The organism is Thiomicrospira sp. WB1 (assembly GCF_001507535.1).
Lineage (GTDB): Bacteria > Pseudomonadota > Gammaproteobacteria > Thiomicrospirales > Thiomicrospiraceae > Hydrogenovibrio.
In genome coordinates, this window is the sequence record NZ_LQBN01000004.1 from 62,291 (window position 1) to 85,181 (window position 22,891).

At 49.5% G+C, this 22,891-nt stretch carries 34 protein-coding genes; 3 read left to right on the plus strand and 31 right to left on the minus strand.

The window, feature by feature from the left end:
• The first annotated feature begins 80 nt into the window (after positions 1-80).
• The 3 genes from AVO41_RS09555 to AVO41_RS09565 all read left to right on the plus strand — a co-directional run bounded on the left by AVO41_RS09555 (position 81) and on the right by AVO41_RS09565 (position 4,481).
• A complete protein-coding gene (locus tag AVO41_RS09555) occupies positions 81-791 on the plus strand; it encodes an SIMPL domain-containing protein (protein ID WP_068586267.1) in 711 nt (236 codons plus the stop codon).
• Positions 792-867: 76 nt separating this feature from the next.
• Positions 868-3,684: an excinuclease ABC subunit UvrA gene (gene uvrA / locus AVO41_RS09560; protein ID WP_068586270.1), complete on the plus strand. Its 2,817-nt coding sequence runs from the start codon at positions 868-870 to the stop codon at positions 3,682-3,684.
• The gene (locus AVO41_RS09565) at positions 3,681-4,481 is read left to right on the plus strand and encodes a DUF2927 domain-containing protein (protein WP_068586274.1); all 801 of its coding nucleotides are present in this window, start codon (positions 3,681-3,683) and stop codon (positions 4,479-4,481) included. The genes uvrA and AVO41_RS09565 overlap by 4 nt, the downstream gene beginning before the upstream one ends.
• Here AVO41_RS09565 and AVO41_RS09570 read toward each other — a convergent pair.
• From AVO41_RS09570 to fusA, 31 genes are all read right to left on the minus strand, one after another.
• Entirely contained in the window at positions 4,475-5,209 is a 735-nt protein-coding gene (locus AVO41_RS09570) for a ThiF family adenylyltransferase (RefSeq protein WP_068586277.1), read from the minus strand. The genes AVO41_RS09565 and AVO41_RS09570 overlap by 7 nt on opposite strands.
• Positions 5,202-5,984: a TatD family hydrolase gene (locus AVO41_RS09575; RefSeq protein WP_082676730.1), complete on the minus strand. Its 783-nt coding sequence runs from the start codon at positions 5,982-5,984 to the stop codon at positions 5,202-5,204. The genes AVO41_RS09570 and AVO41_RS09575 overlap by 8 nt, the downstream gene beginning before the upstream one ends.
• Before the next feature lie 32 nt (positions 5,985-6,016).
• Entirely contained in the window at positions 6,017-6,406 is a 390-nt protein-coding gene (rplQ, locus tag AVO41_RS09580; RefSeq protein ID WP_068586284.1) for a 50S ribosomal protein L17, read from the minus strand.
• A 15-nt stretch (positions 6,407-6,421) separates the two neighbouring features.
• A complete protein-coding gene (gene rpoA / locus AVO41_RS09585) occupies positions 6,422-7,411 on the minus strand; it encodes a DNA-directed RNA polymerase subunit alpha (protein WP_068586286.1) in 990 nt (329 codons plus the stop codon).
• A 28-nt stretch (positions 7,412-7,439) separates the two neighbouring features.
• Positions 7,440-8,060 carry a 30S ribosomal protein S4 gene (gene rpsD / locus AVO41_RS09590; RefSeq protein WP_068586288.1) on the minus strand — a complete coding sequence of 207 codons (621 nt, stop codon included), beginning with the start codon at positions 8,058-8,060 and terminating at the stop codon, positions 7,440-7,442.
• A 15-nt stretch (positions 8,061-8,075) separates the two neighbouring features.
• Positions 8,076-8,465 (minus strand): 30S ribosomal protein S11, encoded by a 390-nt coding sequence (gene rpsK / locus AVO41_RS09595; RefSeq protein ID WP_068586292.1) that lies wholly within the window; start codon positions 8,463-8,465, stop codon positions 8,076-8,078.
• Positions 8,466-8,485: 20 nt separating this feature from the next.
• Positions 8,486-8,842 carry a 30S ribosomal protein S13 gene (rpsM, locus tag AVO41_RS09600; RefSeq protein ID WP_068586295.1) on the minus strand — a complete coding sequence of 119 codons (357 nt, stop codon included), beginning with the start codon at positions 8,840-8,842 and terminating at the stop codon, positions 8,486-8,488.
• 98 nt (positions 8,843-8,940) lie between these two features.
• Positions 8,941-10,251: a preprotein translocase subunit SecY gene (secY, locus tag AVO41_RS09605; protein WP_068586298.1), complete on the minus strand. Its 1,311-nt coding sequence runs from the start codon at positions 10,249-10,251 to the stop codon at positions 8,941-8,943.
• Positions 10,252-10,253: 2 nt separating this feature from the next.
• A complete protein-coding gene (gene rplO, locus AVO41_RS09610; RefSeq protein WP_068586301.1) occupies positions 10,254-10,688 on the minus strand; it encodes a 50S ribosomal protein L15 in 435 nt (144 codons plus the stop codon).
• A 1-nt stretch (position 10,689) separates the two neighbouring features.
• Positions 10,690-10,878: a 50S ribosomal protein L30 gene (gene rpmD / locus AVO41_RS09615; RefSeq protein ID WP_068586305.1), complete on the minus strand. Its 189-nt coding sequence runs from the start codon at positions 10,876-10,878 to the stop codon at positions 10,690-10,692.
• Position 10,879: 1 nt separating this feature from the next.
• Positions 10,880-11,389: a 30S ribosomal protein S5 gene (gene rpsE / locus AVO41_RS09620; RefSeq protein ID WP_068586307.1), complete on the minus strand. Its 510-nt coding sequence runs from the start codon at positions 11,387-11,389 to the stop codon at positions 10,880-10,882.
• 14 nt (positions 11,390-11,403) lie between these two features.
• Positions 11,404-11,757 carry a 50S ribosomal protein L18 gene (gene rplR / locus AVO41_RS09625; RefSeq protein WP_082676749.1) on the minus strand — a complete coding sequence of 118 codons (354 nt, stop codon included), beginning with the start codon at positions 11,755-11,757 and terminating at the stop codon, positions 11,404-11,406.
• Between the two features lie 15 nt (positions 11,758-11,772).
• Entirely contained in the window at positions 11,773-12,306 is a 534-nt protein-coding gene (gene rplF / locus AVO41_RS09630) for a 50S ribosomal protein L6 (protein ID WP_068586313.1), read from the minus strand.
• Between the two features lie 9 nt (positions 12,307-12,315).
• The gene (gene rpsH / locus AVO41_RS09635) at positions 12,316-12,711 is read right to left on the minus strand and encodes a 30S ribosomal protein S8 (protein ID WP_068586315.1); all 396 of its coding nucleotides are present in this window, start codon (positions 12,709-12,711) and stop codon (positions 12,316-12,318) included.
• A gap of 12 nt (positions 12,712-12,723) precedes the next feature.
• Positions 12,724-13,029: a 30S ribosomal protein S14 gene (gene rpsN / locus AVO41_RS09640; RefSeq protein WP_068586318.1), complete on the minus strand. Its 306-nt coding sequence runs from the start codon at positions 13,027-13,029 to the stop codon at positions 12,724-12,726.
• Between the two features lie 9 nt (positions 13,030-13,038).
• Entirely contained in the window at positions 13,039-13,581 is a 543-nt protein-coding gene (rplE, locus tag AVO41_RS09645; protein ID WP_068586321.1) for a 50S ribosomal protein L5, read from the minus strand.
• 12 nt (positions 13,582-13,593) lie between these two features.
• Positions 13,594-13,908, minus strand: a complete 315-nt coding sequence (gene rplX / locus AVO41_RS09650) for a 50S ribosomal protein L24 (protein WP_068586324.1) — start codon at positions 13,906-13,908, stop codon at positions 13,594-13,596.
• Between the two features lie 9 nt (positions 13,909-13,917).
• On the minus strand, positions 13,918-14,286 hold the full coding sequence (gene rplN, locus AVO41_RS09655) for a 50S ribosomal protein L14 (RefSeq protein ID WP_068586327.1): 369 nt from the start codon (positions 14,284-14,286) through the stop codon (positions 13,918-13,920).
• Between the two features lie 124 nt (positions 14,287-14,410).
• On the minus strand, positions 14,411-14,674 hold the full coding sequence (gene rpsQ, locus AVO41_RS09660; protein WP_068586330.1) for a 30S ribosomal protein S17: 264 nt from the start codon (positions 14,672-14,674) through the stop codon (positions 14,411-14,413).
• Position 14,675: 1 nt separating this feature from the next.
• A complete protein-coding gene (gene rpmC, locus AVO41_RS09665) occupies positions 14,676-14,864 on the minus strand; it encodes a 50S ribosomal protein L29 (RefSeq protein WP_068586331.1) in 189 nt (62 codons plus the stop codon).
• A complete protein-coding gene (gene rplP / locus AVO41_RS09670; RefSeq protein WP_068586334.1) occupies positions 14,865-15,278 on the minus strand; it encodes a 50S ribosomal protein L16 in 414 nt (137 codons plus the stop codon).
• Positions 15,279-15,292: 14 nt separating this feature from the next.
• Positions 15,293-15,976: a 30S ribosomal protein S3 gene (gene rpsC / locus AVO41_RS09675; RefSeq protein WP_068586337.1), complete on the minus strand. Its 684-nt coding sequence runs from the start codon at positions 15,974-15,976 to the stop codon at positions 15,293-15,295.
• A gap of 12 nt (positions 15,977-15,988) precedes the next feature.
• Entirely contained in the window at positions 15,989-16,321 is a 333-nt protein-coding gene (gene rplV, locus AVO41_RS09680) for a 50S ribosomal protein L22 (protein WP_068586342.1), read from the minus strand.
• Positions 16,322-16,332: 11 nt separating this feature from the next.
• Complete coding sequence (rpsS, locus tag AVO41_RS09685) at positions 16,333-16,605, minus strand: 30S ribosomal protein S19 (protein ID WP_019894817.1); 273 nt, start codon at positions 16,603-16,605, stop codon at positions 16,333-16,335.
• 11 nt (positions 16,606-16,616) lie between these two features.
• Positions 16,617-17,444, minus strand: coding sequence for a 50S ribosomal protein L2 (gene rplB / locus AVO41_RS09690; RefSeq protein ID WP_068586345.1), 828 nt, complete (start codon positions 17,442-17,444; stop codon positions 16,617-16,619).
• Positions 17,445-17,455: 11 nt separating this feature from the next.
• Complete coding sequence (gene rplW, locus AVO41_RS09695) at positions 17,456-17,752, minus strand: 50S ribosomal protein L23 (protein ID WP_068586348.1); 297 nt, start codon at positions 17,750-17,752, stop codon at positions 17,456-17,458.
• Entirely contained in the window at positions 17,749-18,354 is a 606-nt protein-coding gene (gene rplD / locus AVO41_RS09700) for a 50S ribosomal protein L4 (protein ID WP_068586776.1), read from the minus strand. The genes rplW and rplD overlap by 4 nt, the downstream gene beginning before the upstream one ends.
• Before the next feature lie 25 nt (positions 18,355-18,379).
• Positions 18,380-19,018: a 50S ribosomal protein L3 gene (rplC, locus tag AVO41_RS09705; RefSeq protein ID WP_068586351.1), complete on the minus strand. Its 639-nt coding sequence runs from the start codon at positions 19,016-19,018 to the stop codon at positions 18,380-18,382.
• 68 nt (positions 19,019-19,086) lie between these two features.
• The gene (gene rpsJ, locus AVO41_RS09710) at positions 19,087-19,398 is read right to left on the minus strand and encodes a 30S ribosomal protein S10 (RefSeq protein WP_028485243.1); all 312 of its coding nucleotides are present in this window, start codon (positions 19,396-19,398) and stop codon (positions 19,087-19,089) included.
• 120 nt (positions 19,399-19,518) lie between these two features.
• On the minus strand, positions 19,519-20,709 hold the full coding sequence (gene tuf, locus AVO41_RS09715; RefSeq protein WP_068586354.1) for an elongation factor Tu: 1,191 nt from the start codon (positions 20,707-20,709) through the stop codon (positions 19,519-19,521).
• A 24-nt stretch (positions 20,710-20,733) separates the two neighbouring features.
• Positions 20,734-22,836, minus strand: coding sequence for an elongation factor G (fusA, locus tag AVO41_RS09720; RefSeq protein ID WP_068586357.1), 2,103 nt, complete (start codon positions 22,834-22,836; stop codon positions 20,734-20,736).
• Positions 22,837-22,891 lie beyond the last annotated feature (55 nt).

Consider the following 22,891-nt stretch of genomic DNA (forward strand, 5'->3'; position numbering starts at 1 on the left):
CTTCACTCACAATGCACTGAGTTGGGGCCGCTTCCAGCGGGCTGACTTGAGCAAGCGTTTCAATCCAGGAGACGACCTGCATGTCAACCAAACTGCCATGGCCCCGCCCCTTCATTACCCTAAGCCTGATTTTGACCGGCCTGCTCATCGGGCCAACGGTCAACGCCGACCCGCACCGGGTGCACTTTGAATCCACCGTGACCGAGACAGTGATGCCCGACACCTTTGTGGTCACATTGCGTGCTTACGAAGAAGGCCCGGACGCGACCCAGGTCAGCCGAGCCATCAATCGGCGCATGCAACAGGCGCTCAACCGGGCCAAACGCTTTGCCGACATCACCATGCAAACCGAAGGCTACCGCGTGAGCCCGGTTTATGATCGCCAACACCAGCTGACACACTGGCGCGGCCAGCAACGCCTGCGCCTGACAACCCAGGCCCCTTCTCAATTAAGCCAATTGTTGCAACAACTGGAATCGAGCTTGCAGTACCAACACCAATCCTACCGGCTGTCAGACGCGCGGCTTGAGACGATGCGCGCTCAGTTGTTAACCCAAGCCACAAAGCACTACCGAGACAAAGCGCAATCGCTGGCGCGTTTGTTGGGCCATGACCGATTTAAGTTGGCCGAGACCCGGATCGACCCCATACAGGGGCTTAATGCCCCCCCTCGACCAATATTGGCTCGCAGCCTGTCTGAAACCTCGCGCAATGCAGAGCCAGCGATCGAAGCCGACGCCGTGACGCTGACCCAGACCATTCGCGGCGTCATGGTGTTGCCTGATTCGTGACCCCAGGATCGAAGCAGAGCTTGCTGCGTGAGTGGATTTGTTATAATCAATGATTTGATTTCATAACAGGTTTCCCATGCTCGAAAACATCGTTGTTCGCGGCGCACGCACGCACAATCTCAAAGACATTGACGTGACCCTGCCCCGTGACAAACTGATTGTCATGACCGGTCTGTCAGGCTCAGGCAAATCCTCTCTGGCCTTTGATACCATCTATGCCGAGGGCCAGCGCCGTTACGTTGAATCGTTGTCCGCCTATGCCCGTCAGTTTTTGTCGGTCATGGAAAAGCCCGACATCGATCACATTGAAGGGCTGTCACCGGCCATTTCGATCGAGCAGAAATCGACCTCTCACAACCCGCGCTCCACCGTGGGAACGGTCACGGAAATTTACGATTACCTGCGTCTGCTCTATGCCCGCGCCGGGACGCCACGCTGTCCGACGCATGGCTGTGATCTGGAAGCCCAGACCGTGAGCCAGATGGTTGACCATACCCTCACCCTGCCCGAAGGGACCAAATGCCTGTTGATCGCCCCGGTCATTCGAGGCAAAAAAGGCACGCATCAGAACCTGCTGGACGAGCTGCAGGCACAAGGCTTTATCCGCGCCCGCATCGACGGCAAACTGCAGGAACTGGGGGGCGGCATTGAGCTGGACAAAAATCAGGAACACGACATTGAAGTGGTCATCGATCGCTTTAAAATCCGGGCCGACCTGAAGCAGCGCCTGGCCGAATCGTTTGAAACCGCCCTGCATCTGGCAGACGGACTGGCGCAAGTGGTGCCCATGTCCGACGAAGACGACTTTGAGCTGCTGTTTTCGGATCGCTTCTCCTGCCCGCACTGTGGCTATGCCGTCACCGAGCTGGAACCTCGCATCTTTTCGTTCAACAACCCACGTGGCGCTTGCCCGACCTGTGATGGGCTGGGCATGAAACAGACCTTTGATCCGGACCGCGTGGTCATTCACCCGGAGTTGAGTCTGGCTGGAGGCGCCATACGCGGCTGGGATCGGCGACATAAGTACTATTACGATCTACTCAAAGCCGTCGCCGATTTCTATGAATTTGACATGGAAACGCCCTGGGAAGACTTGAGCAAAAAACAGCAGGACCTCATTCTATGGGGGTCTGGTCGCAAAAAACTGCCTTTGCCCCATGGGCGTTACAGTGCCACCCGTCGATTTGAAGGCGTGATCCCGAACATGGAACGCCGCTATCTGGAAACCGAGAGCAAAGCCGTGCGCGACGAGCTGGAACGTTATCGCGTGTCCCATGTTTGCCAGGCCTGCCATGGCACACGTCTTAACGAAGCGGCCCGCAATGTGTTTGTGGCTGAGCGAACCCTGCCGTCCTTGACCGAACTGCCGGTGGGCGAATTGCACGACTTTTTTGAAACGCTGGCGCTTGAAGGCAGCAAAGGCAAAATTGCCGAAAAAATTATCAAGGAAATCCACGAGCGCCTGTCGTTTCTGGTCAATGTCGGTCTCAACTACCTCAATCTCAACCGCAGTGCGGACACCCTGTCAGGTGGCGAAGCCCAGCGTATCCGCCTGGCCAGCCAGATCGGTGCCGGCCTGGTCGGCGTTATGTACGTGCTGGATGAGCCGTCCATCGGGCTGCATCAGCGCGACAACGATCGTTTGCTCAACACACTGACTCGTCTGCGCGATCTGGGCAACACGGTGATTGTGGTAGAACACGACGAAGACGCCATCCGGGCTGCGGATTATGTGCTCGACATCGGCCCCGGAGCGGGGCTGCACGGCGGCAAAATCATGGCCAGCGGCACGCCGGAAGAAATCATGGCCTCGCCCGCTTCGTTGACCGGCCAATACCTGAGCGGTCAACGTGCCATTGCCATTCCCGAAAAACGACTGACGCCTTCTGACAAGTTTCTGGTGATTGAAGGCGCGCACGGCAACAACCTCAAAGAGGTGACACTGGAACTGCCAGCCGGCCTTTTGACCTGCGTGACCGGAGTGTCCGGGTCCGGCAAATCCACTCTGATCAACGAGACCCTGTCCAAAATTTCGGCCAACGCCCTGAACAAGGCGCAGCTTCAGCCTGCGCCCTACCGCAAAGTGCACGGACTGGAACACTTTGACAAGGCGGTCAACATTGACCAAAGCCCCATTGGGCGCACGCCGCGTTCCAACCCGGCCACTTACACGGGCCTGTTTACCCCCATCCGGGAGTTGTTGGCGGCCACGCCCGAAGCACGCACCCGCGGCTATACCCCGGGACGGTTCAGCTTCAATGTCAAAGGCGGCCGCTGTGAAGCCTGTCAGGGGGATGGGGTAATCAAGGTGGAAATGCACTTTCTGCCCGATGTGTTTGTCACCTGTGATGTCTGTCAGGGCGCACGCTACAACCGTGAAACCCTTCAGGTTGAATACAAGGGCCACAACATTCACGACATTCTGGAAATGACGGTGGAAGATGCACGGGCTTTTTTCGACGCCATTCCCATGCTGGCACGCAAACTGCAAACGCTGATGGACGTAGGCCTGGGTTACATCAAACTCGGTCAAAGTGCCACTACCCTCTCCGGCGGCGAAGCACAACGTGTCAAACTCGCACGAGAGCTGTCCAAGCGCGATACGGGCAGCACCTTGTACATTCTGGATGAGCCGACCACCGGACTGCATTTTCACGACATTGACCTGCTGCTGAAAGTGATCCGTCACCTCCGGGATCAGGGCAACACCGTCGTGGTAATCGAACACAATCTGGATGTGATCAAAACGGCTGACTGGCTGATCGACCTGGGCCCGGAAGGTGGTTCCGGTGGGGGCCACATCATTGCCACCGGCACACCGGAGACCGTCGCAGACACCCCGGGGTCTCATACCGGTCATTATCTGAAACCATTGCTGGCCCCTTCAAAATGACCAGGCCTGGTCAAATTGCCAGCTTATCGGCGGCGGTGATGTTCGGGGTGATTGGACAGTGCTGGGCCCAGCCAACCAACAGCCATCTGTTGAACTGGCAGGACCCGGCCTACATTGAATCGTCATTTTATAAGATCGCATTGAACAATGAATACCAGAAAGGTGGACAGCCTTTACGCCGCTGGGAAAGCCCTATTCGCTATCACATACAGTATGATGACCTGCCCCCCAACGCAATGGTCAATGAGCTGGTTTCGACGCATTTTCAGCACTTAGCTGACATCACGGGCGTGAGCATTCGTCCGGCGAATGATGTCGCCCCCAATTTTCGGATCGTTCTAACCCGGGACGAAACCTACCAGCAAGCCATCCAACGTTATACACCTGCTAGCACGCCCAATCTACACCTGGACAGCAACTGCATGGCCAACATTCAGGTCAGCGCAACCGGTCAGATTACTCAGGCACAGGTTGTGATTCCACTGGATCATGCAATGAGCCGCGGGCTGCTCCCCGCTTGCGTGGTCGAAGAGCTTACCCAGTCGATGGGCCTGCCCAATGATGCCGATGATGTCACCCCCAGCATTGCCAATGATGCCAGTCGCCTGGATCTGCTGACCGGGCTCGACTATGTCTTTCTGAAGTTGCTCTATCACCCGCAATTGCATGCAGGCATGAAACGGGCCGACCTGCAACAAAAGATCCCGGGCATTCTGCACGAATTTGCTCAGACAAAACTGATTCAGCGCGCTGCCCACACCGTCAATCAATCAGGACTTTATCGCCTGCTTTATTGATCCTCTGCCAGCGTTTCAATCACAAACCCTGCCAGCATCAAACCAAAGATGCCCGGCATGTAACTGGCGGTCCCGTTGACCACACGACCTCTGGCCCCGTCAATGGTTTCCATCGGGCCTGGCGGACGCGGCGTTTCAGAGGAGAACACCACCGGTACCCCCTGACGAATCCCACGCTTTCGAAGTCGCTGGCGAATTTGTCTGGCCAGACCGCACGAATGGGTTTTAAATAAATCGGACAAGTGAATCGCGCCCGGATTGGTTCGTCTGCCCGCGCCCATGCTGGAAGCAATCGGCACCGACAAACGAATGGCTGACTCAATCAAAGCAACTTTGCAGTTCAAGCTGTCGATGGCATCAATGACAAAATCATACTTCTCATCCGTTAGAAACGCGTCCATTTGGTCCGCTTCCAAAAAGCGAGACTGGGTCATGACCTCACAGGCCGGGTTAATGAAACGAATACGTTCAGCCATCACCTCGGTTTTTTGCTGTCCCAACGTATTGCTTAATGCCACAATCTGTCGATTTAAATTTGACGGAGAAACACGGTCATGGTCGACCAGGGTGATCCGTCCGACACCTGCTCGCGCGATGGCCTCAGCCGCAAAGCCCCCAACGCCGCCCACCCCAGCGATTAAGACGTGGGCGCTACGAAGCCGTGCCAACGCCAACTCTGAAAACACCAAAGCGCTGCGCTCAAACAAACCGGAAACCAAACTATCCATCCTTAGACACCTTCATAAATAAACGACGGCTATTTTGCCATAAATGAGCTTTCAATCGGCTTACAGGCATCGACAAATGTTGTGCCATACAGTCGATCAATTGAGACACTTTACCCAACTGCTCACTGCATTTTGGATCATCCGAGTCAGGTTGCGCGTCCGATTCAATCACCAGGGAGTCCAGGCCAATGGCTTCGACAATTTGGTGATAACGTCGGGCATTGGGATTCAGATAGGTCGGCCCCACACCAATCAAGAACCCTTCATCCACAAATTGCTTTGCCATCTCAGCCCCACCGGAAAAGCCGTGCATGATGCCTCGCACCCCAGAAAACTCGGAGGATTTGAATAGACGAAGCATCTCATTCCATGCCTTAAAACAATGCAGGGAAACCGGACGATCGTAATGCACCGCTAGGGCCAGCTGCCGCTCAAACCAGTCCATCTGCATGGATAGAGGCTGGCGGTCAACGATGGATTTATCCAACCCGATTTCACCAATTGTGGCGTATGGATGGGTTTGCAGAAGGTTGGCAAGATAACTCATGACCACTTCGAGCGAGTCAGATTCGTGTTCGATGAACCAGGGATGCACGCCAATGGCAGGGACGATATTCTGGGTAAATTGTGCCAGATGGAGGGTTTCAAGACTGTCTTTGAGCGTGGTACTGACTGCTAGGTAGGCTTGCGCTGGTAGCGAAGGAGCAAACGTTTTGGTGTCAGTGGATTTCGGCACTACACACCAAGCTAAATGAGCGTGGGTATCAAATATCATGAATAAAAAAGCCAGCTGATGCTGGCTTTGATTTAGGCTTCTTCCTGAGCTTCGTCGTCTTGGATGGGTCGGTCCACCAATTCAACAAAGGCCATCGGTGCGTTGTCACCAGGGCGATAACCGCATTTTAGAATACGGATGTATCCGCCTGGACGGGATTCATAACGCGGTCCCAGTTCAGAAAAAAGTTTACCCACAGCGGCTTTGTCACGCAGTCGTGAAAAAGCGAGACGACGGTTATGAACCGAGTCTTCTTTCGCCAGAGTAATGAGAGGTTCGGCTACACCGCGCAGTTCCTTGGCCTTGGCGACCGTTGTCTTAATCATCTCATGTTCAAACAGAGACGCTGACATGTTACGGAACATCGCTTTACGATGTGAGCTGTTTCGATTTAATTTACGACCACTTTTACGATGACGCATGGTTTATCCTTTAAATTACGCTGTCTCTCTGCTCACCAGGCTGGAAGGCGGCCAGTTTTCAAGTTTGGTGCCCAAACCTAGCCCGCGTTGAGCCAATACATCTTTGATTTCCTGCAGAGATTTTTTACCCAGGTTCGGTGTTTTCAGCAAGCTGGACTCGGCACGTTGAACCAAGTCACCGATGTAGTAAATTTGCTCGGCTTTCAAGCAATTGGCAGAACGCACGGTCAATTCGAGATCATCAACAGGCTGAAGGAAGATCGGATCAAACTCACTTTCTTCCTCTTCCTGAACCACAATTTCTTTATGCTTCAAATCGACAAATGCGACCAGCTGATAGTGCAGAACCGTTGCAGCCTGTTTGATGGCTTCTTCCGGCCCTAAAGTGCCGTCGGTAACAACGTTCAAAATCAGTTTGTCCAGGTCTGTCCGTTGCTCAACCCGTGCACTCTGCACTTCGTAGCTCACGGTCTTGACAGGGCTGTAGCTGGCATCCAGTTTCAAAACACCAATGCTGGATGAATCATTATCTAAATCCTGCACAGCGGCCTGATAACCAATCCCTTTCTGCACTTTCAAGGTCATGTTCAATTCGGCATCATCGCTCAAGTGCGCGACCACCAAATCCGGGTTCATTACCTCGGTATCATGATTCAATTGAATATCACCCGCTGTCACGACTGCTGGCCCTTTTTTTGAAAGGGTCAGTTCAGCGGAATCAGATTCGTTCAATTTCACTGCGACCTCTTTCAGGTTAAGCAGTATTTCCATGACATCTTCACGAACCCCTTCAATGCTTGAGTACTCGTGCAAAACACCGTCAATCTGGGCTTCGACAATGGCCGCACCTGGCATGGAAGACAAAAGAATTCTTCTTAAAGCGTTCCCCAGAGTGTGACCAAACCCACGCTCCAATGGTTCAAGCGTTACACGGCTATGAAACTCACTGACTGTCTTAATGTCTACTAAACGTGGCGTTAGTAGCTGCTCTAACATCTCTTGCATTAGAAGTTCTCTCCGTGTCAAAGGGGGTTTACTTAGAGTAAAGCTCTACAATCAGGTGTTCAGCGATGTCTGCTGACAGATCGGAACGATCCGGTACTGATTTGAAAACACCTTCGAACTTGGAGGAATCCACTTCTACCCAGTTAACGTGTCCGGCCTGAGAAGCCAACTCCAATGCAGACGCGATACGACTCTGGTTGCGTGATTTTTCACGAATGCTGACCACATCGCCTGCATTGACTTCATACGAAGGAATGTTCACTGACTGTCCGTTAACCTGCACTGACTTGTGCGAAACCAACTGTCTTGCTTCGGCACGTGTTGACGCAAATCCCATACGATAAACAACATTATCGAGCCGGCTCTCCAACAACTGAAGCAGGATTACACCCGTCGAACCTTTTCGACGATCGGCTTCTTTGTAGTAGGAACGGAATTTCTTTTCCATCACGCCATACATACGGCGAACTTTCTGTTTTTCACGCAGCTGAAGGCCGTACTCGGTGACGCGCTTACGCCCAGCACCGTGCTGACCTGGCAACTGATCGATCTTACACTTTGATTCGATGCTGCGAACACCGCTCTTCAAGAAAAGATCAGTGCCTTCGCGACGTGACAGTTTACATTTTGGACCAATATATCTAGCCATCTTTTACCTCTGAATTTATACGCGACGTTTTTTCGGCGGACGGCAGCCGTTGTGAGGAATCGGCGTCACATCGGAAATGGATGTGATTTTGAAGCCGACACTGTTCAACCCTCGAACGGCTGAATCCCGACCTGGCCCTGGTCCTTTTACCATGACGTCCATATTTTTAACGCCATAATCGGTTGCCATTTGGCCGGCACGTTCCGCCGCTACCTGCGCCGCGAATGGCGTGCTTTTTCGCGACCCGCGAAAACCGCTACCACCTGAGGTAGCCCAGCACAACGCATTACCTTGACGATCGGTAATCGTAATAATGGTGTTGTTAAACGTTGCGTGAACATGGGCAACAGCGTCGGTTACGACCTGTTTCGTCTTCTTTTTAACTCGTGAATTTGCTTTTGCCATATTTCATCTCTAAATTTTGCTTAACGCTTGATAGGTTTTTTAGGACCCTTGCGAGTACGCGCGTTGTTTTTAGTACGCTGACCTCTCAAAGGCAAGCTGCGACGATGACGGATACCGCGATAGCAGCCCATATCCATCAGACGCTTAATGTTCATGGTCACTTCACGGCGCAAATCGCCTTCAATTCGATAATTTGTGACTTCTGAACGAATGGCTTCGAGTTGTTCTTCTGTTAGTTCTCGAACTTTGGTAGTGGGTGCAATTTTAACGGCCTCGCAGATTTTCTGCGAAGTTGTCTGCCCTACACCGTAGATCGATCTCAATCCAATAACGATGTGTTTATTTACTGGAATGTTTACGCCGGCAATACGTGCCATGTTGCGCTCCTTGACTATCCATCTACCGAAAAACGAGCGATTATACTCATTTCAGGAATTAATTACCAGTGGTAACTTAAATTTGGATCAAATTTATGTTACCGCCCTTTTAAGTTTGCCTTCTTCATCATGCTTTCGTACTGACCCGATTGCAGATGCGCTTGTATGTTGGTCATAAAATCCATCACCACAATCACAATGATCAGTAGCGAGGTTCCGCCAAAATAAAACGGAACATTCCAATACAGGATCAGAAATTCCGGCAGCAAACAGACAAGCGTAATGTAGATCGCACCAGCCAGAGTCAATCGGCTCATGATGGTGTCAATCTTACGAGCTGTTTGTGGACCAGGACGTACTCCCGGCATAAAGGCGCCAGATTTCCGCAAATTATCCGCTGTTTCATTTGGGTTAAATACAATCGCTGTATAAAAGAAACAGAAGAAAATGATGGCGGCTGCATAAAACACGATATACAAAGGTTGGCCAGGGGACATTGTGGTTGCAATGTCCTTCAACCATCCCAGATTTTCAGCACTGCCGAACCATCCACCCAAGGTTGCAGGGAACAAAATAATACTGGAAGCGAAGATGGGAGGAATCACCCCGGCCATGTTCAACTTCAGTGGCAAATGCCCTTCTTGTCCACCGTACATTTTTCGTCCACGCATGCGCTGTGCATAGTGAATGGGAATACGACGTTGTCCGCGCTCAACAAAGACCACGAAGGCAATGACCGCAAACACAAGTGCAAGCAGTACAAAAGCCGTGATGGCGTGCAGAGCACCCGTATTAACTTGTTCAAACGTCCCACCTAAAGCTGACGGCAATCCGGCAACAATACCAGCAAAGATGATCAGAGAGATCCCATTGCCAATGCCACGCTCAGTAATTTGCTCACCCAGCCACATTAGAAAAATGGTTCCGCTCACCAGTGTTGTCACGGCGATGACTTTGAACAAGAAGCCTGGCTCGACCACAACGGACATACCGTTAACATTTTGCGATTCCAGCGCGATTGACACACCTATCGCCTGGAAAGTCGCCAAAACGACGGTCCCATAACGTGTGTACTGAGTAATTTTGCGTCGCCCGGCTTCGCCATCTTTTTTAAGCTGTTCAAGCTTCGGCGAAACGACCGTTAGCAACTGCATGATAATCGCAGCCGAGATATAAGGCATGATCCCTAATGCCAAAATCGACAGTCGCTCCAAAGCACCACCTGAAAACATGTTAAACATGTCCAGGATCGTGCCTTGCTGCTGCTCAAACATCGCCGCCAGCGCGACCGGGTCAATCAATGGAACAGGGATATGAGTCCCTAATCGGTAAACGATCAACGCACCCAGAACGAAAAAGATCTTTTGGCTCAGGCCACTGCTAGCAGAGTTGTCTGGAGCTTGACTCATAATTATGCTTCTACCGATCCGCCAGCAGCTTCAATCGCAGCTTTTGCACCGGCTGTCGCTTTCAGACCCGACACTTTCACTGCTTTTGTCAATTCACCACTGTTAATGATTTTGACGGTTTTGATGTTTTTGTTAACAACATTCGCCGCCTTCAGAGCCGTCAAATCCACAACATCCGCATCGATCTTGGACAAAGTGTCCAATCGAATTTCGGTGGTCGTCATCGCCATTTTGGAAGTAAAACCAACTTTCGGCAAACGACGCTGCAAAGGCATTTGACCGCCTTCAAAACCAACTTGTGGCTTTCCACCTGAACGTGACTTTTGACCTTTGTGGCCACGGCCAGCCATTTTTCCGTTGCCGGAACCTGGACCTCGGCCTTTACGCTTTGCGTCTTTCTTTTCACCATCAGCCGGTGAGAGAGTGTTTAAAAACATGTTACGCTTCCTCGACTTTCAGCAAATAGGAAACTTTGTTGATCATGCCTCGATTTTCAGGCGTATCAACAACGGTGACCGAATGATTAATTTTTCGTAACCCCAAGCCTGAAACACAAGCCTTGTGTGAAGGAAGGCGTCCAATGATGCTTTTGACCAGAGTTACTTTCACTGATTTGTTTTTCGACATATCATTCACCTAAAATTTCTTCAACCGACTTGCCACGCTTGGCAGCAATCGACTCTGGGCTACGCATGCCAGTCAAAGCGTTGACCGTAGATCGAACAACGTTAACTGGACGAGTGGTGCCAACACATTTGGCAAGAACGTCCTTCACACCAGCTGCTTCGAGTACAGCACGCATCGCACCACCTGCGATGATCCCTGTCCCGTCGGAAGCTGGCAACAAGACGATATTGGCTGCGCCTTGTTTAAAGTTAATTGGGTACTGCAAAGTGCCATTGTTCAAATGCACGGGCTTCATGTTAATGCGAGCCTTTTCCATGGCTTTTTTGATCGCCACGGGTACTTCATTGGCTTTGCCACTGCCATAACCAACTTTGCCTTCGCCATCGCCAACGACTGTCAGTGCAGAGAAACCGAATACACGACCACCCTTAACGACCTTTGCGACACGACGAACAGAGACCAGCTTCTCAACCAGTCCTTCTTGACCATCCTGTAATTCTTTTGAAGACATTGTGATCCCTTCTCTTAAAACTTAAGACCGTTTTCCCGAGCGGCGTCTGCCAACTCAAGAACGCGACCGTGATATTTGAAGCCAGACCGGTCAAAGGCAACTTTCTCAATGCCTGCAGCTTTCGCTTTCTCGGCAATGGCTTTCCCTACGACTTTGGCAGCTTCCTTGTTACCAGTCGCGGACACCTGTTTTTTAATGTCGGCCTGAACGGTAGAGCTCGAAGCCAGAATGTTTGCACCACTCTGGTCAATCAACTGGGCATAGATATGCTTTGGCGTGCGATGCACGCTTAGACGCACTGCGCCTTGATTTGACAATTTTGCCCGAAGTTTTTTTGCTCTACGCAGTCGGGTTGTTTTCTTTTCCATCATCTGTCCCAACCTTTATTTCTTCTTAGCTTCTTTTCGCAGAATATACTCGTCCGCATACTTAATACCCTTGCCTTTGTATGGCTCAGGTGGACGATAACTTCGAATTTCTGAAGCGACCTGCCCAACGGCTTGCTTGTCTGCACCTTTGACAACAATTTCTGTGTTGCTAGGCGTTTCAACCGTAATGCCTTCAGGCAACTCGTGAGCAACGGGGTGAGAAAAACCGAGTGTAAGGTTCAAAACGCGTCCTTGAGCCTGGGCACGGTAACCAACACCGACCAGCTGCAATTTTTTTTCAAACCCTTCGGTTACACCTAGCACCATATTATTGATGTTAGAGCGAACCGTGCCGGCTTGAGCCCAGGCTTTTTTGCTATCATCATTCGGATAAACACTGATGACGCCAGACTCTTCCTTGACAGTAACCACCTGGTTAAATTGCCCGGTTAGATTGCCCTTGCTACCTTTCACGGAAACTGAATTTCCGTTAATCGATACGTCAACACCTGAAGGGATGGTGATAGGAGATTTTGCAATTCTAGACATACGATTCTCCTATGCTACGTAACACATGATTTCGCCACCAATACCAGCTTGGCGCGCTTCACGGTCAGACATAATTCCCTTGGATGTGGATACTACTGCCACACCAAGCCCACCAATCACTTTCGGCAATTCGTTTTTGTTTTTGTAAACACGCAAACCAGGACGACTAACACGCTTTAGCATCTCAATCACAGGTTTGCCTTCGAAATATTTCAAATCAACCGACAGCTGCGCAATGCCATTATCATCGCTGACGTGATAGGCATTCACGTAGCCTTCATTAGCCAATACTTGCGCCACCGCCTTTTTTACTTTGGAAGACGGCATCGTTACTTTCGCGTGCCCAGCAAGCTGGCCATTACGAATACGGGTTAGCATATCAGCTATTGGATCAGACATACTCATAAATATTTATCCTTACCAACTTGCTTTTCTTAATCCAGGAACATCACCTTGCATTGCGAGCTTGCGCAACATATTACGTGACAAACCAAATTTTCTATAAACGCCATGTGGGCGACCTGTCAAACGACAACGATTTTGTTGACGAACAGGGGATGCATTGCGAGGCAGCTTTGCCAGCTTATCCATCGCATCCATACGCTCCTCATAGCTCAAAGACATATCCACCGATGCCTTTTTTAACTCAGCTCGCTTGTTGGCGTATTTTTTCACCATCTTTGCGCGCTTCTTTTCTCTTTCGATCATGGATTGTTTCGCCATAAGAAACCCCTACTGTTTTTTGAATGGGAAGTTAAAGGCTTCCAGAAGCGCAAGGGCTTCATCGTTATTTTCCGCAGTCGTCGCAAAACTGATGTCCATGCCACGAATCTTATCGACTTGCTCGAATTCGATTTCCGGAAAAATAATTTGTTCTTTAACACCCAGATTGTAATTGCCGCGGCCGTCAAAGGCGGTACGCTTCACGCCCTGAAAATCTCGCACACGCGGCAACGCAATATTGATCAGACGATCCAAAAACTCATACATTTTTGCACCGCGCAATGTCACTTTACAGCCCAATGGATAACCATCTCGCACCTTGAAACTGGCGACGGATTTACGAGCTATCGTCTTCATTGGTTTCTGACCTGTGATTCGTTGCATGTCTGAAATCGCATTTTCCAGAACTTTTTTATCACCGATCGCTTCGCCCACACCCATGTTGACAGTAATTTTGGTCAACTTAGGAGCCTGCATTACTGACTTATAGCCAAACTTCTCAACCAGGCTGGGTACAATCTGCTCTTGATATAATTTTTGTAGTCGTGCCATATCTCAACCTGCTTATTGGTCTACCACGTTGCCATTGGACTTGAAGAAACGAACTTTCTTTTCGCCTTCAAATCGGAAGCCAACGCGATCCGCTTTTTTTGTTTCTGGATTGTACAAAGCGACATTTGAAACATGAATGGGCATTTCTTTAGAAACGATCCCGCCCTGTTCCCCTGTCATTGGGTTGGGCTTAACATGTTTTTTTGCCAGATTGATACCATCCACAAGTAACTTACCGTCTTGCATCACCTTGGAAACCGCTCCGCGCTTCCCCTTATCTTTGCCTGCAATAACGATAACCTCATCACCTTTTCTTAGACGATTCATTTTCGTTCCTTATATAACTTCTGGAGCCAGTGAGACAATTTTCATAAACTTGTCATTACGCAGTTCACGGGTTACCGGACCAAAGATACGAGTCCCGATCGGCTCTTCTTTATTGTTAAGAATCACTGCGGCATTACCGTCGAATTTGATTTTCGAACCATCCGGGCGCCGAACACCTTGGGCAGTGCGAACCACAACGGCATTGTAAACGTCACCTTTCTTAACTTTTCCTCGAGGTGCGGCCTCTTTAACTGCCACCTTAATGACATCACCCACACCAGCGTAGCGGCGCTTTGAGCCACCTAGCACTTTAATGCACTGGACTTTTCTTGCGCCGCTGTTATCAGCGACATCCAGAACGGTTTGCATTTGAATCATGATGGAACTCCATCCAAATTAAGTAACACGAAAACCGCCAAAACAGCCAGTTCCTTTTGGCTTAGCTGTTAAGGCGGTAAAAAATTGCGGCTATTATATCAGTAATTAAATGAGTTGCAAGTAATTACAACTTAGCCTTTTCATCAACAGAAACAAGCGTCCATGATTTGTTTTTAGAAATGGGCGCACATTCTGAGATGGTTACCTGGTCACCAACACCACAAGTATTGTCAGCGTCATGAGCCATAATTTTTGTTGATTTACGAACGAATTTTTTATACTTCGGGTGTTTGATAAATCGATCGGTTTTGACAACGATCGACTGCTGCATGCCATTACTGACAACGACACCTTGAAGTGTACGAGGTTTCTTTTCTGTACCAGCCATTCTATTTACTCACTTTCTCTCGAATGATGGTTTTAACACGTGCAACATTGCGACGCACTTTCTTCAACTCTGCTGTGTTTGAGAGTTGACCCGTTGCATGCTGCATTCTCAAGTTGAATTGCTCCTTGGCCAGCTCATCCAACTGACCCCGCAACTCATCAACCGTTTTTTCTCTTAACTCTGACGTCATTTACATCACCGTTCTAGTTACGAATTGTGTCTTAAAAGGTAATTTTGCAGCTGCCAGCTCAAATGCTTCTCTAGCAACTTTTTCATCGACGCCCTGCATTTCATACAGAACACGACCAGGCTGAACTTGAGCAACCCAGTACTCGACGCTACCTTTACCTTTACCCATCCGCACTTCTAGCGGCTTATTTGTAATCGGTTTGTCTGGAAAGACACGAATCCAAATCTTAGCACCACGCTTTACTTTTCGAGTCATAACTCGACGAGCTGCCTCGATCTGACGTGAGGTCATTCTTCCGCGCTCCATGGCTTTAAGGCCATATTCGCCAAAACTGATTTTATTCCCAACATTGGCTAGACCGCGGTTACGTCCTTTTTGCACCTTTCTGAATTTGGTTCTTTTAGGCATCAACATAACTAATATTCCTTTTATTTACGGCCTTTCTTGCCTTTGCCTTTGTTGTCGGAATCCACCATCGAGATCTTTTCCAGTTTTTCTCCGTTAAAGATCCAGACTTTGACACCAATGATGCCGTAAGTGGTGTTGGCCTCAAAGGCGGCATAATCGATATCAGCGCGCAGAGTATGCAACGGCACACGCCCTTCTCTGTACCATTCAGCACGTGCAATTTCGGCACCATTCAAACGCCCGGAAACATGAACTTTGATGCCTTGAGCACCCAGTCGCATCGCATTCCCTACCGCACGCTTCATAGCACGACGGAACTGAATGCGTTTTTCCAACTGCTGAGCAATGCTTTCAGCAACCAGTCGGGCATCCAGCTCTGGCTTCTTGATCTCTTCGATATTGATATTGACAGGCAAACCGGTTTTGGCAACAAGAAGCTGCTTCAATTTCTCAATATCTTCACCTTTTTTACCAATAACAACGCCTGGACGAGCCGTATGGATGCTGATACGAATGCCATTGGCAACTCGTTCGATATTAATTTTGGAAACGGACGCATGCTTGAGCTTTTCTCTCAACATGTCTCGGATTTCAACGTCACTGACGAGAAAATCAGAATAGGCTTTGCTGTCCGCGTACCAACGTGCATTCCAGTCTTTTGTAATACCCAGTCGAATACCAACGGGTTGAACTTTCTGTCCCATGCTTAAATCTCCTTACTTTTCGCCAACAGCGACGGTAATATGACTGATTCGCTTAAGAATACGATTTCCGCGCCCTTTAGCTCGCGCACGCATGCGCTTCATAATCGGTCCTTCGTTGACGTAAGCTTGGGTTACCTTCAACTCGTCAATATCCGCACCCTCATTATTCTCTGCATTCGCAATGGCTGAGTTGAGTACTTTTCCGATCAGACCAGCAGCTTTTTTATCACTGAAGGCCAGCATATTAACAGCTGTTTCAACGTCCTGACCACGAATCATGTCAGCCACCAATCTCGCTTTTTGAGGAGAAATACGGGCAAATCGATGTGTTGCACTTACTTGCATGTCCTTTCTCCTTATTTCGATTTCTTATCGGCTGCATGACCACGGTAGGTACGGGTCATTGAAAACTCACCCAGCTTATGTCCGACCATATTTTCGGAGATATAAACGGGAATGTGCTCTTTTCCATTATGAACCGCAATCGTCAAGCCAATCATGTCCGGCAGGATCATTGAACGGCGCGACCAGGTTTTAATGGGACGTTTGTTACCAGATTCTTGTGCCTCAATCACCTTCTTTGCAAGGTGATGATCTACAAAAGGTCCTTTTTTAACTGAACGTGGCATGGTGTCCTTCCTTATTTATTTCGACGGCGTACGATCATATTCTCAGTACGCTTATTACTACGGGTTTTCTTACCTTTGGTCGGAACACCCCAAGGCGTAACTGGGTTACGACCACCGGATGTACGCCCTTCACCACCACCATGAGGGTGATCAACCGGGTTCATGGCCACACCTCGGACGGTTGGTCGCACCCCTTTCCAGCGTTTGGCACCCGCTTTCCCCAATTTCTTAAGTGAGTGCTCGCTGTTGCCGACTTCACCAATCGTTGCACGACAATCAGCCAGAATCTTACGCATCTCACCTGAGCGCATTTTCAGCAAAACATAGGCTCCATCACGGCCAGCGATTTGTGCCGATGCACCAGCTGATCGTGCGATTTGCGCACCTTTTCCTGGTCGCATCTCAACCGCATGAATAATGGTACCGACCGGAATATTTCTCAGCGGCAACGCATTCCCCGCACGAATTGGAACGTGTACCCCGGATGATACTTCATCCCCGACTTTAACGTTGCGAGGAGCAAGAATGTAACGGCGCTCACCATCTGCATACTTCAACAATGCAATATGGGCTGTACGATTTGGGTCGTATTCCAGGCGCTCTACAACGGCAGAAACACTGTCCTTGTTACGCTTGAAATCAATTTTGCGGTAATGCTGCTTGTGACCACCACCTTTGTGGCGAACGGTAATGCGTCCACTTGAATTACGCCCGCCTTTTTTGGATTTCTTCTCCAAAAGTGCTGCGTGAGGCTTCCCTTTATGGAGGTCAGGCTCAACCACACTTACCACAAAACGACGTCCTGGTGAAGTTGGTTTGGATTTTTTAATAATCGCCATCGTTATCCCCTTTATTCTGCACCGGCGAAGTCAATTTCTTGACCCGGCGCCAGACGCACTACGGCTTTTCTGATGCCATTTCTTTTACCAGCCCGGCCTCGGAAAAACTTGGTTTTTCCTTTGATGTTAATCATATTAACCGACTGCACCTTCACCTCGAACAACTGTTCGACGGCCTTTTTTACTTCAGGTTTTGTGGCATCAGGCGTCACTTTAAAAATGTACTGGTCCGACGCATCCGCCAAATTGGCAGATTTCTCAGACACATGAGGAGCCAGCAAAACTTTCATCAATCGTTCGTTTGTCATCCCAATCTCTCCTCAAGCTGTTTCAGTGCACCTTGAGTCAGCACTACAGACTGATAACCGACCAGGCTTACTGGATCTATCGACGCAACGTCACTGACGGCTGCTTCATACAAATTGCGTGACGACAGGAACAAATACTCATCAAAATTCTCAGTCACGACCAGCGCATCTTTTACGTTTAACGTAGACAGCTTCTCTTTAAATTCTTTCGTTTTTGGCGCTGATACCGCAAAGTCATCAACAACAACCAAACGATCGGTTCTGGCCAATTCAGACAAGATCGAACGCATGGCACCGCGATACATTTTTTTATTCACTTTTTGTGAAAAGTCACGGTTATGACCTGGGAAGGCACGACCGCCACCGACCCACACTGGTCCACGTGTCGTACCCGCTCGCGCTCGGCCGGAACCTTTTTGCGCCCATGGCTTTGCGCCACCGCCGCTTACGGCTGAACGATTTTTTTGTGCTTTTGTGCCAGAGCGCGCGCCTGCCATATAAGCATTCACAACCTGATGAACCAGGGATTCATTAAAAGGAGTGCCAAACACTGACTCAGACACATCCAGTGAACCCGATGATTTACCAGTTTGAAGTTCAATTAGTTCTAAATTCATCATGCTCACCTTACTTAATTGCCTTACGAACAATAACAGTGCTGCCTTTCGCTCCTGGCAATGCACCTTTGATCAAAAGCAGTGATTTGTCAGCATCCACCTTGACCAGCTCAAGATTTTGAGTAGTCTGGCGAACATTACCCATCTGACCCGCCATCTTTTTACCTTTAAAGACACGCCCAGGGGTTTGGTTCTGACCGATCGAACCAGGAGCACGGTGAGCAAGCGAGTTACCGTGGGTAGCGTCTTGCATATTAAAATTATGACGCTTCACACCACCTGCAAATCCTTTACCTTTTGTGATACCGGTGACATCAACGATTTTGGCTTCTGCCAAACGCTCAACAGAAATCTCTGTACCGACTTCCAATCCTTCGAGCTCAGTTTCAGCCTCAACACGGAATTCCCACAAACCAGTGCCAGCTTCAACACCAGCCTTAGCAAAATGTCCTGCCATTGGCTTATTGACACGACCAGCGTGCTTTTGACCCATTGTGACCTGAACGGCATCATACCCATCTACATCAGCGGTTTTGAGCTGTGTAACACGGTTGCTATCAACTTTCACAACGGTAACAGGAATAGAAACCCCATTCTCATCAAAAACACGAGTCATGCCTTCTTTGGTTCCTACTAGACCAATACTCATTTTGTTACCTCATTATTATGTAACCATTAACTATTACGATTGATAGTTAACTAGAAACAGCCCAGTCTTTATCTGAGCTCTAACTGCACATCAACACCGGCTGCCAGATCAAGCTTCATCAACGCATCAACGGTCTTATCCGTCGGGTCAACAATGTCCAGCAGACGCTTATGAGTACGCAGCTCATACTGATCTCGTGCATCCTTGTTCACATGCGGTGAGATCAATACAGTAAAACGCTCTTTACGGGTCGGCATTGGAATCGGCCCTCTTACTTGAGCACCTGTTCGCTTTGCAGTTTCCGTAATTTCACGAGCAGACTGATCAATCAAACGATGATCAAATGCCTTCAAGCGAATACGTATATTTTGAGTCGCCATAATCTTTTTCTCATATTTCAAAAAAAGAAAAGCAGTGGCGTAGAACTACCACTGCTCATTGAGGTTGCGGATTCTAGCAATTTAGCTGCTAGAAATCAAGCATTTATCACCGAGGTTTTATCACTCGATAATTTTTGCGACCACACCCGCACCAACGGTACGACCACCTTCGCGAATCGCGAAGCGCAGACCTTCGTCCATGGCGATTGGCGCAATCAGCTCAACCGTCATTTGAACGTTGTCACCCGGCATAACCATTTCGGTACCAGATGGCAGCTCACAGGCACCGGTTACGTCAGTCGTACGGAAATAGAACTGTGGACGATAGCCCTGGAAGAATGGTGTGTGACGACCACCTTCGTCTTTGGACAGAACATAAACTTCCGCTTCAAACTTGGTGTGCGGGGTGATGGTACCTGGCTTGGCCAGTACCTGACCACGCTCGATGTCTTCACGCTTGGTACCACGCAACAGGATACCTACGTTGTCACCGGCTTCACCCTGGTCCAGCAGCTTACGGAACATTTCAACGCCCGTAACAGTGGTTTTCTGGGTGTCACGGATACCAACGATTTCGATCTCTTCACCAGTTTTGACTACACCAGACTCCACACGACCGGTGGCAACGGTACCACGACCCTGGATGGAGAAGATGTCTTCAATTGGCATCAGGAAGTCTTTGTCGGTGTCACGCTCTGGCGTTGGGATGTATTCATCCAGCGCATCAACCAGACGACCAATGGAAGGTTCACCAATTTCTGAGGTGTCGCCTTCGATGGCTTTCAGCGCTGAGCCCATGATCACTGGTGTGTCGTCACCTGGGAAGTCGTACTCGTCGAGCAGTTCACGCACTTCCATTTCGACCAGTTCCAACAACTCTTCGTCGTCAACCATGTCGGCTTTGTTCAGATACACAACGATGTAAGGGACACCTACCTGACGCGACAGCAGGATGTGCTCACGTGTTTGAGGCATTGGGCCATCCGCGGCAGAACAGACCAGGATCGCGCCGTCCATCTGGGCGGCACCGGTGATCATGTTCTTAACATAGTCAGCGTGTCCTGGGCAGTCAACGTGCGCATAGTGACGCGTCTCTGATTCATATTCAACGTGCGCTGTGGAGATGGTGATACCACGCTCACGCTCTTCCGGTGCGTTATCAATCCCGGCGTAGTCTTTGGCTTCACCGCCAAACTTTTTGCCCTGTACAATTGTCAGCGCCGCTGTAAGAGTTGTCTTACCATGGTCAACGTGACCAATCGTACCAACGTTTACGTGCGGCTTATTACGTTCAAACTTTTCCTTTGCCATAATAAGTTTCCTTCCTTAAGTGAATTACTCGCCTTTCTGAGATTTTGCAATAATCTCTTCCTGGACATTATTCGGTGCGTCTGCGTACTTGTCAAAGACCATGGTGTAGGCCGCTCGACCTTGCGTCAGAGAACGCAACTGAGTGGCATAGCCGAACATCTCTGCCAGAGGCACTTCCGCTTTCAGCTTTTTGCCGGTCGGAATATCGTCCATGCTCTGAACCAGACCACGGCGACGGTTCAAGTCACCCATGACATCACCCATGTAATCTTCCGGGGTGGTCACTTCAACAGCCATCATTGGCTCAAGAATGACTGGATTGGCTTCTTTTACACCGTTTTTGATCCCCATACTGGCAGCGACTTTAAACGCGGTTTCGTTCGAGTCAACATCATGGTAAGAACCATCAAACAACGTCACTTTGACATCCACCATTGGATAACCGGCGATCACACCGTTTTCAAGCTGTTCTTGACAACCTTTTTCAACCGATGCGATGTACTCTTTTGGCACCACACCACCGACAATCTGGTTGACAAACTCAAAGCCTTCGCCTGGCTCTTGCGGTTCGATCTTAAGCACGACGTGACCATATTGGCCTCGACCACCTGACTGACGAACAAATTTACCTTCCGCTTCAACGCCTTTTTTGATCGTTTCACGGTATGAAACCTGTGGCGCACCAACATTGGCTTCAACATTGAACTCACGCTTCATTCGATCGACCAAAACATCAAGGTGAAGTTCACCCATACCTGACATGATGGTCTGACCCGTTTCTTCATCCGTACGGACTTGGAATGAAGGATCTTCTTGCGCCAATTTCTGCAGCGCAATCCCCATCTTCTCCTGGTCGGATTTGGTTTTTGGCTCCACCGCGATCGAGATAACTGGATCCGGGAACTCCATACGCTCAAGAATGATTTTTTCTTTTGGATCACAGAGTGTGTCGCCTGTGGTCGTATCTTTCAGACCCACCGCACAAGCGATATCACCGGTCCGCACTTCTTTAATCTCTTCTCGTGAGTTGGAGTGCATCTGCAGAATACGCCCAACACGCTCACGCTTATCCTTAACGGTATTCTGAACCGGATTACCAGCTTCCAGCACACCTGAATAAACACGGAAGAACGTCAAGGTCCCCACGTAAGGGTCAGTCATAACCTTAAATGCCAACGCAGAGAAAGGCGACTTATCAGAAGGTTCACGCGTGCTCGGTGTTCCGTCTTCAAGCTCCCCTTCGATCGCAGGTACATCAACCGGAGAAGGCATGTAGTCGATCACGGCATCCAGCAAAGCTTGTACACCCTTGTTCTTAAAGGCGGAACCACAGAACATTGGGACAATTTCAACGTCAACACAACGCTTACGGATACCTGCTTTGATATCCTCTTCAGACAACTCACCTTCTTCCAGGTACTTGTCCATCATTTCTTCAGAAGACTCTGCAGCCGCTTCAATCATCGCTTCGCGATATTCTTCTGCCGTTTCTTTCAGATCATCAGGGATTTCTTCATAATCGAATTCAACCCCCATATTCTCTTCTTTCCAGTAGATGGCCTTCATTTTGACCAGATCCACCACGCCGCGGAATTCATCTTCCGCACCGATTGGCAGCTGCATCGGAACAGGGAATGCACCCAGACGCGTTTTTACTTGATCGACCACGTTGTAGAAGTTCGCACCGGCTCGGTCCATTTTGTTAACAAAGCCCATGCGCGGAACGCCATACTTATCAGCCTGGCGCCAAACAGTTTCGGACTGAGGTTCAACCCCACCCACCGAACAGAAACAAGTCACTGCACCATCCAGCACACGCAAGGAACGCTCGACTTCGATTGTGAAGTCAACGTGACCAGGGGTATCAATGATATTCACACGGTGCTCAGGGTACTGTTGCGCCATACCTTGCCAGAATGTTGTGGTCGCAGCAGAGGTGATGGTAATCCCACGCTCCTGCTCCTGCTCCATCCAATCCATCACAGCGCCACCATCATGCACTTCACCGATTTTGTGTGAAATGCCTGTGTAAAACAGAATTCGTTCTGTGGTTGTTGTTTTACCGGCGTCAATGTGAGCCATGATGCCGATATTGCGATATCTCTCTAAGGGAGTTCGACGTGCCACTTTAATAAACCTTTTAGTTGAATGAAAAAAACAAAGGCCCGATAAAGGGCCTTGA

Bases quoted from the DNA above. Each gene is read 5' to 3' on its own strand.
- uvrA (WP_068586270.1), top strand. From the start codon at position 868: ATGCTCGAAAACATCGTTGTTCGCGGCGCACGCACGCACAATCTCAAA.
- AVO41_RS09575 (WP_082676730.1), bottom strand. From the start codon at position 5,984: ATGATATTTGATACCCACGCTCATTTAGCTTGGTGTGTAGTGCCGAAA.
- rpsS (WP_019894817.1), bottom strand. From the start codon at position 16,605: ATGCCACGTTCAGTTAAAAAAGGACCTTTTGTAGATCATCACCTTGCA.
- rpsC (WP_068586337.1), bottom strand. From the start codon at position 15,976: ATGGGACAGAAAGTTCAACCCGTTGGTATTCGACTGGGTATTACAAAA.
- rpsQ (WP_068586330.1), bottom strand. From the start codon at position 14,674: ATGGCTGGTACAGAAAAGAAACCTCGTACACTTCAAGGTGTCGTTGTC.
- rplP (WP_068586334.1), bottom strand. From the start codon at position 15,278: ATGTTGATGCCTAAAAGAACCAAATTCAGAAAGGTGCAAAAAGGACGT.
- secY (WP_068586298.1), bottom strand. From the start codon at position 10,251: ATGAGTCAAGCTCCAGACAACTCTGCTAGCAGTGGCCTGAGCCAAAAG.
- rpoA (WP_068586286.1), bottom strand. From the start codon at position 7,411: ATGCAAGAGATGTTAGAGCAGCTACTAACGCCACGTTTAGTAGACATT.
- rpsH (WP_068586315.1), bottom strand. From the start codon at position 12,711: ATGAGTATGTCTGATCCAATAGCTGATATGCTAACCCGTATTCGTAAT.
- rplN (WP_068586327.1), bottom strand. From the start codon at position 14,286: ATGATTCAAATGCAAACCGTTCTGGATGTCGCTGATAACAGCGGCGCA.
- tuf (WP_068586354.1), bottom strand. From the start codon at position 20,709: ATGGCAAAGGAAAAGTTTGAACGTAATAAGCCGCACGTAAACGTTGGT.
- rplX (WP_068586324.1), bottom strand. From the start codon at position 13,908: ATGAATCGTCTAAGAAAAGGTGATGAGGTTATCGTTATTGCAGGCAAA.
- rplB (WP_068586345.1), bottom strand. From the start codon at position 17,444: ATGGCGATTATTAAAAAATCCAAACCAACTTCACCAGGACGTCGTTTT.
- rpsJ (WP_028485243.1), bottom strand. From the start codon at position 19,398: ATGGCGACTCAAAATATACGTATTCGCTTGAAGGCATTTGATCATCGT.
- rpmD (WP_068586305.1), bottom strand. From the start codon at position 10,878: ATGTCGAAAAACAAATCAGTGAAAGTAACTCTGGTCAAAAGCATCATT.
- rplO (WP_068586301.1), bottom strand. From the start codon at position 10,688: ATGTTTTTAAACACTCTCTCACCGGCTGATGGTGAAAAGAAAGACGCA.
- rplQ (WP_068586284.1), bottom strand. From the start codon at position 6,406: ATGCGTCATCGTAAAAGTGGTCGTAAATTAAATCGAAACAGCTCACAT.
- rpsE (WP_068586307.1), bottom strand. From the start codon at position 11,389: ATGTCTTCAAAAGAATTACAGGATGGTCAAGAAGGACTGGTTGAGAAG.
- rplC (WP_068586351.1), bottom strand. From the start codon at position 19,018: ATGAGTATTGGTCTAGTAGGAACCAAAGAAGGCATGACTCGTGTTTTT.
- rpsK (WP_068586292.1), bottom strand. From the start codon at position 8,465: ATGGCAAAAGCAAATTCACGAGTTAAAAAGAAGACGAAACAGGTCGTA.
- rplW (WP_068586348.1), bottom strand. From the start codon at position 17,752: ATGACAAACGAACGATTGATGAAAGTTTTGCTGGCTCCTCATGTGTCT.
- rplF (WP_068586313.1), bottom strand. From the start codon at position 12,306: ATGTCTAGAATTGCAAAATCTCCTATCACCATCCCTTCAGGTGTTGAC.
- rplR (WP_082676749.1), bottom strand. From the start codon at position 11,757: ATGGAAAAGAAAACAACCCGACTGCGTAGAGCAAAAAAACTTCGGGCA.
- rpmC (WP_068586331.1), bottom strand. From the start codon at position 14,864: ATGACGTCAGAGTTAAGAGAAAAAACGGTTGATGAGTTGCGGGGTCAG.
- rplV (WP_068586342.1), bottom strand. From the start codon at position 16,321: ATGCAAGTAAGTGCAACACATCGATTTGCCCGTATTTCTCCTCAAAAA.
- AVO41_RS09570 (WP_068586277.1), bottom strand. From the start codon at position 5,209: ATGGATAGTTTGGTTTCCGGTTTGTTTGAGCGCAGCGCTTTGGTGTTT.
- rplE (WP_068586321.1), bottom strand. From the start codon at position 13,581: ATGGCACGACTACAAAAATTATATCAAGAGCAGATTGTACCCAGCCTG.
- rpsM (WP_068586295.1), bottom strand. From the start codon at position 8,842: ATGGCACGTATTGCCGGCGTAAACATTCCAGTAAATAAACACATCGTT.
- rpsN (WP_068586318.1), bottom strand. From the start codon at position 13,029: ATGGCGAAACAATCCATGATCGAAAGAGAAAAGAAGCGCGCAAAGATG.
- AVO41_RS09565 (WP_068586274.1), top strand. From the start codon at position 3,681: ATGACCAGGCCTGGTCAAATTGCCAGCTTATCGGCGGCGGTGATGTTC.
- rpsD (WP_068586288.1), bottom strand. From the start codon at position 8,060: ATGGCTAGATATATTGGTCCAAAATGTAAACTGTCACGTCGCGAAGGC.
- AVO41_RS09555 (WP_068586267.1), top strand. From the start codon at position 81: ATGTCAACCAAACTGCCATGGCCCCGCCCCTTCATTACCCTAAGCCTG.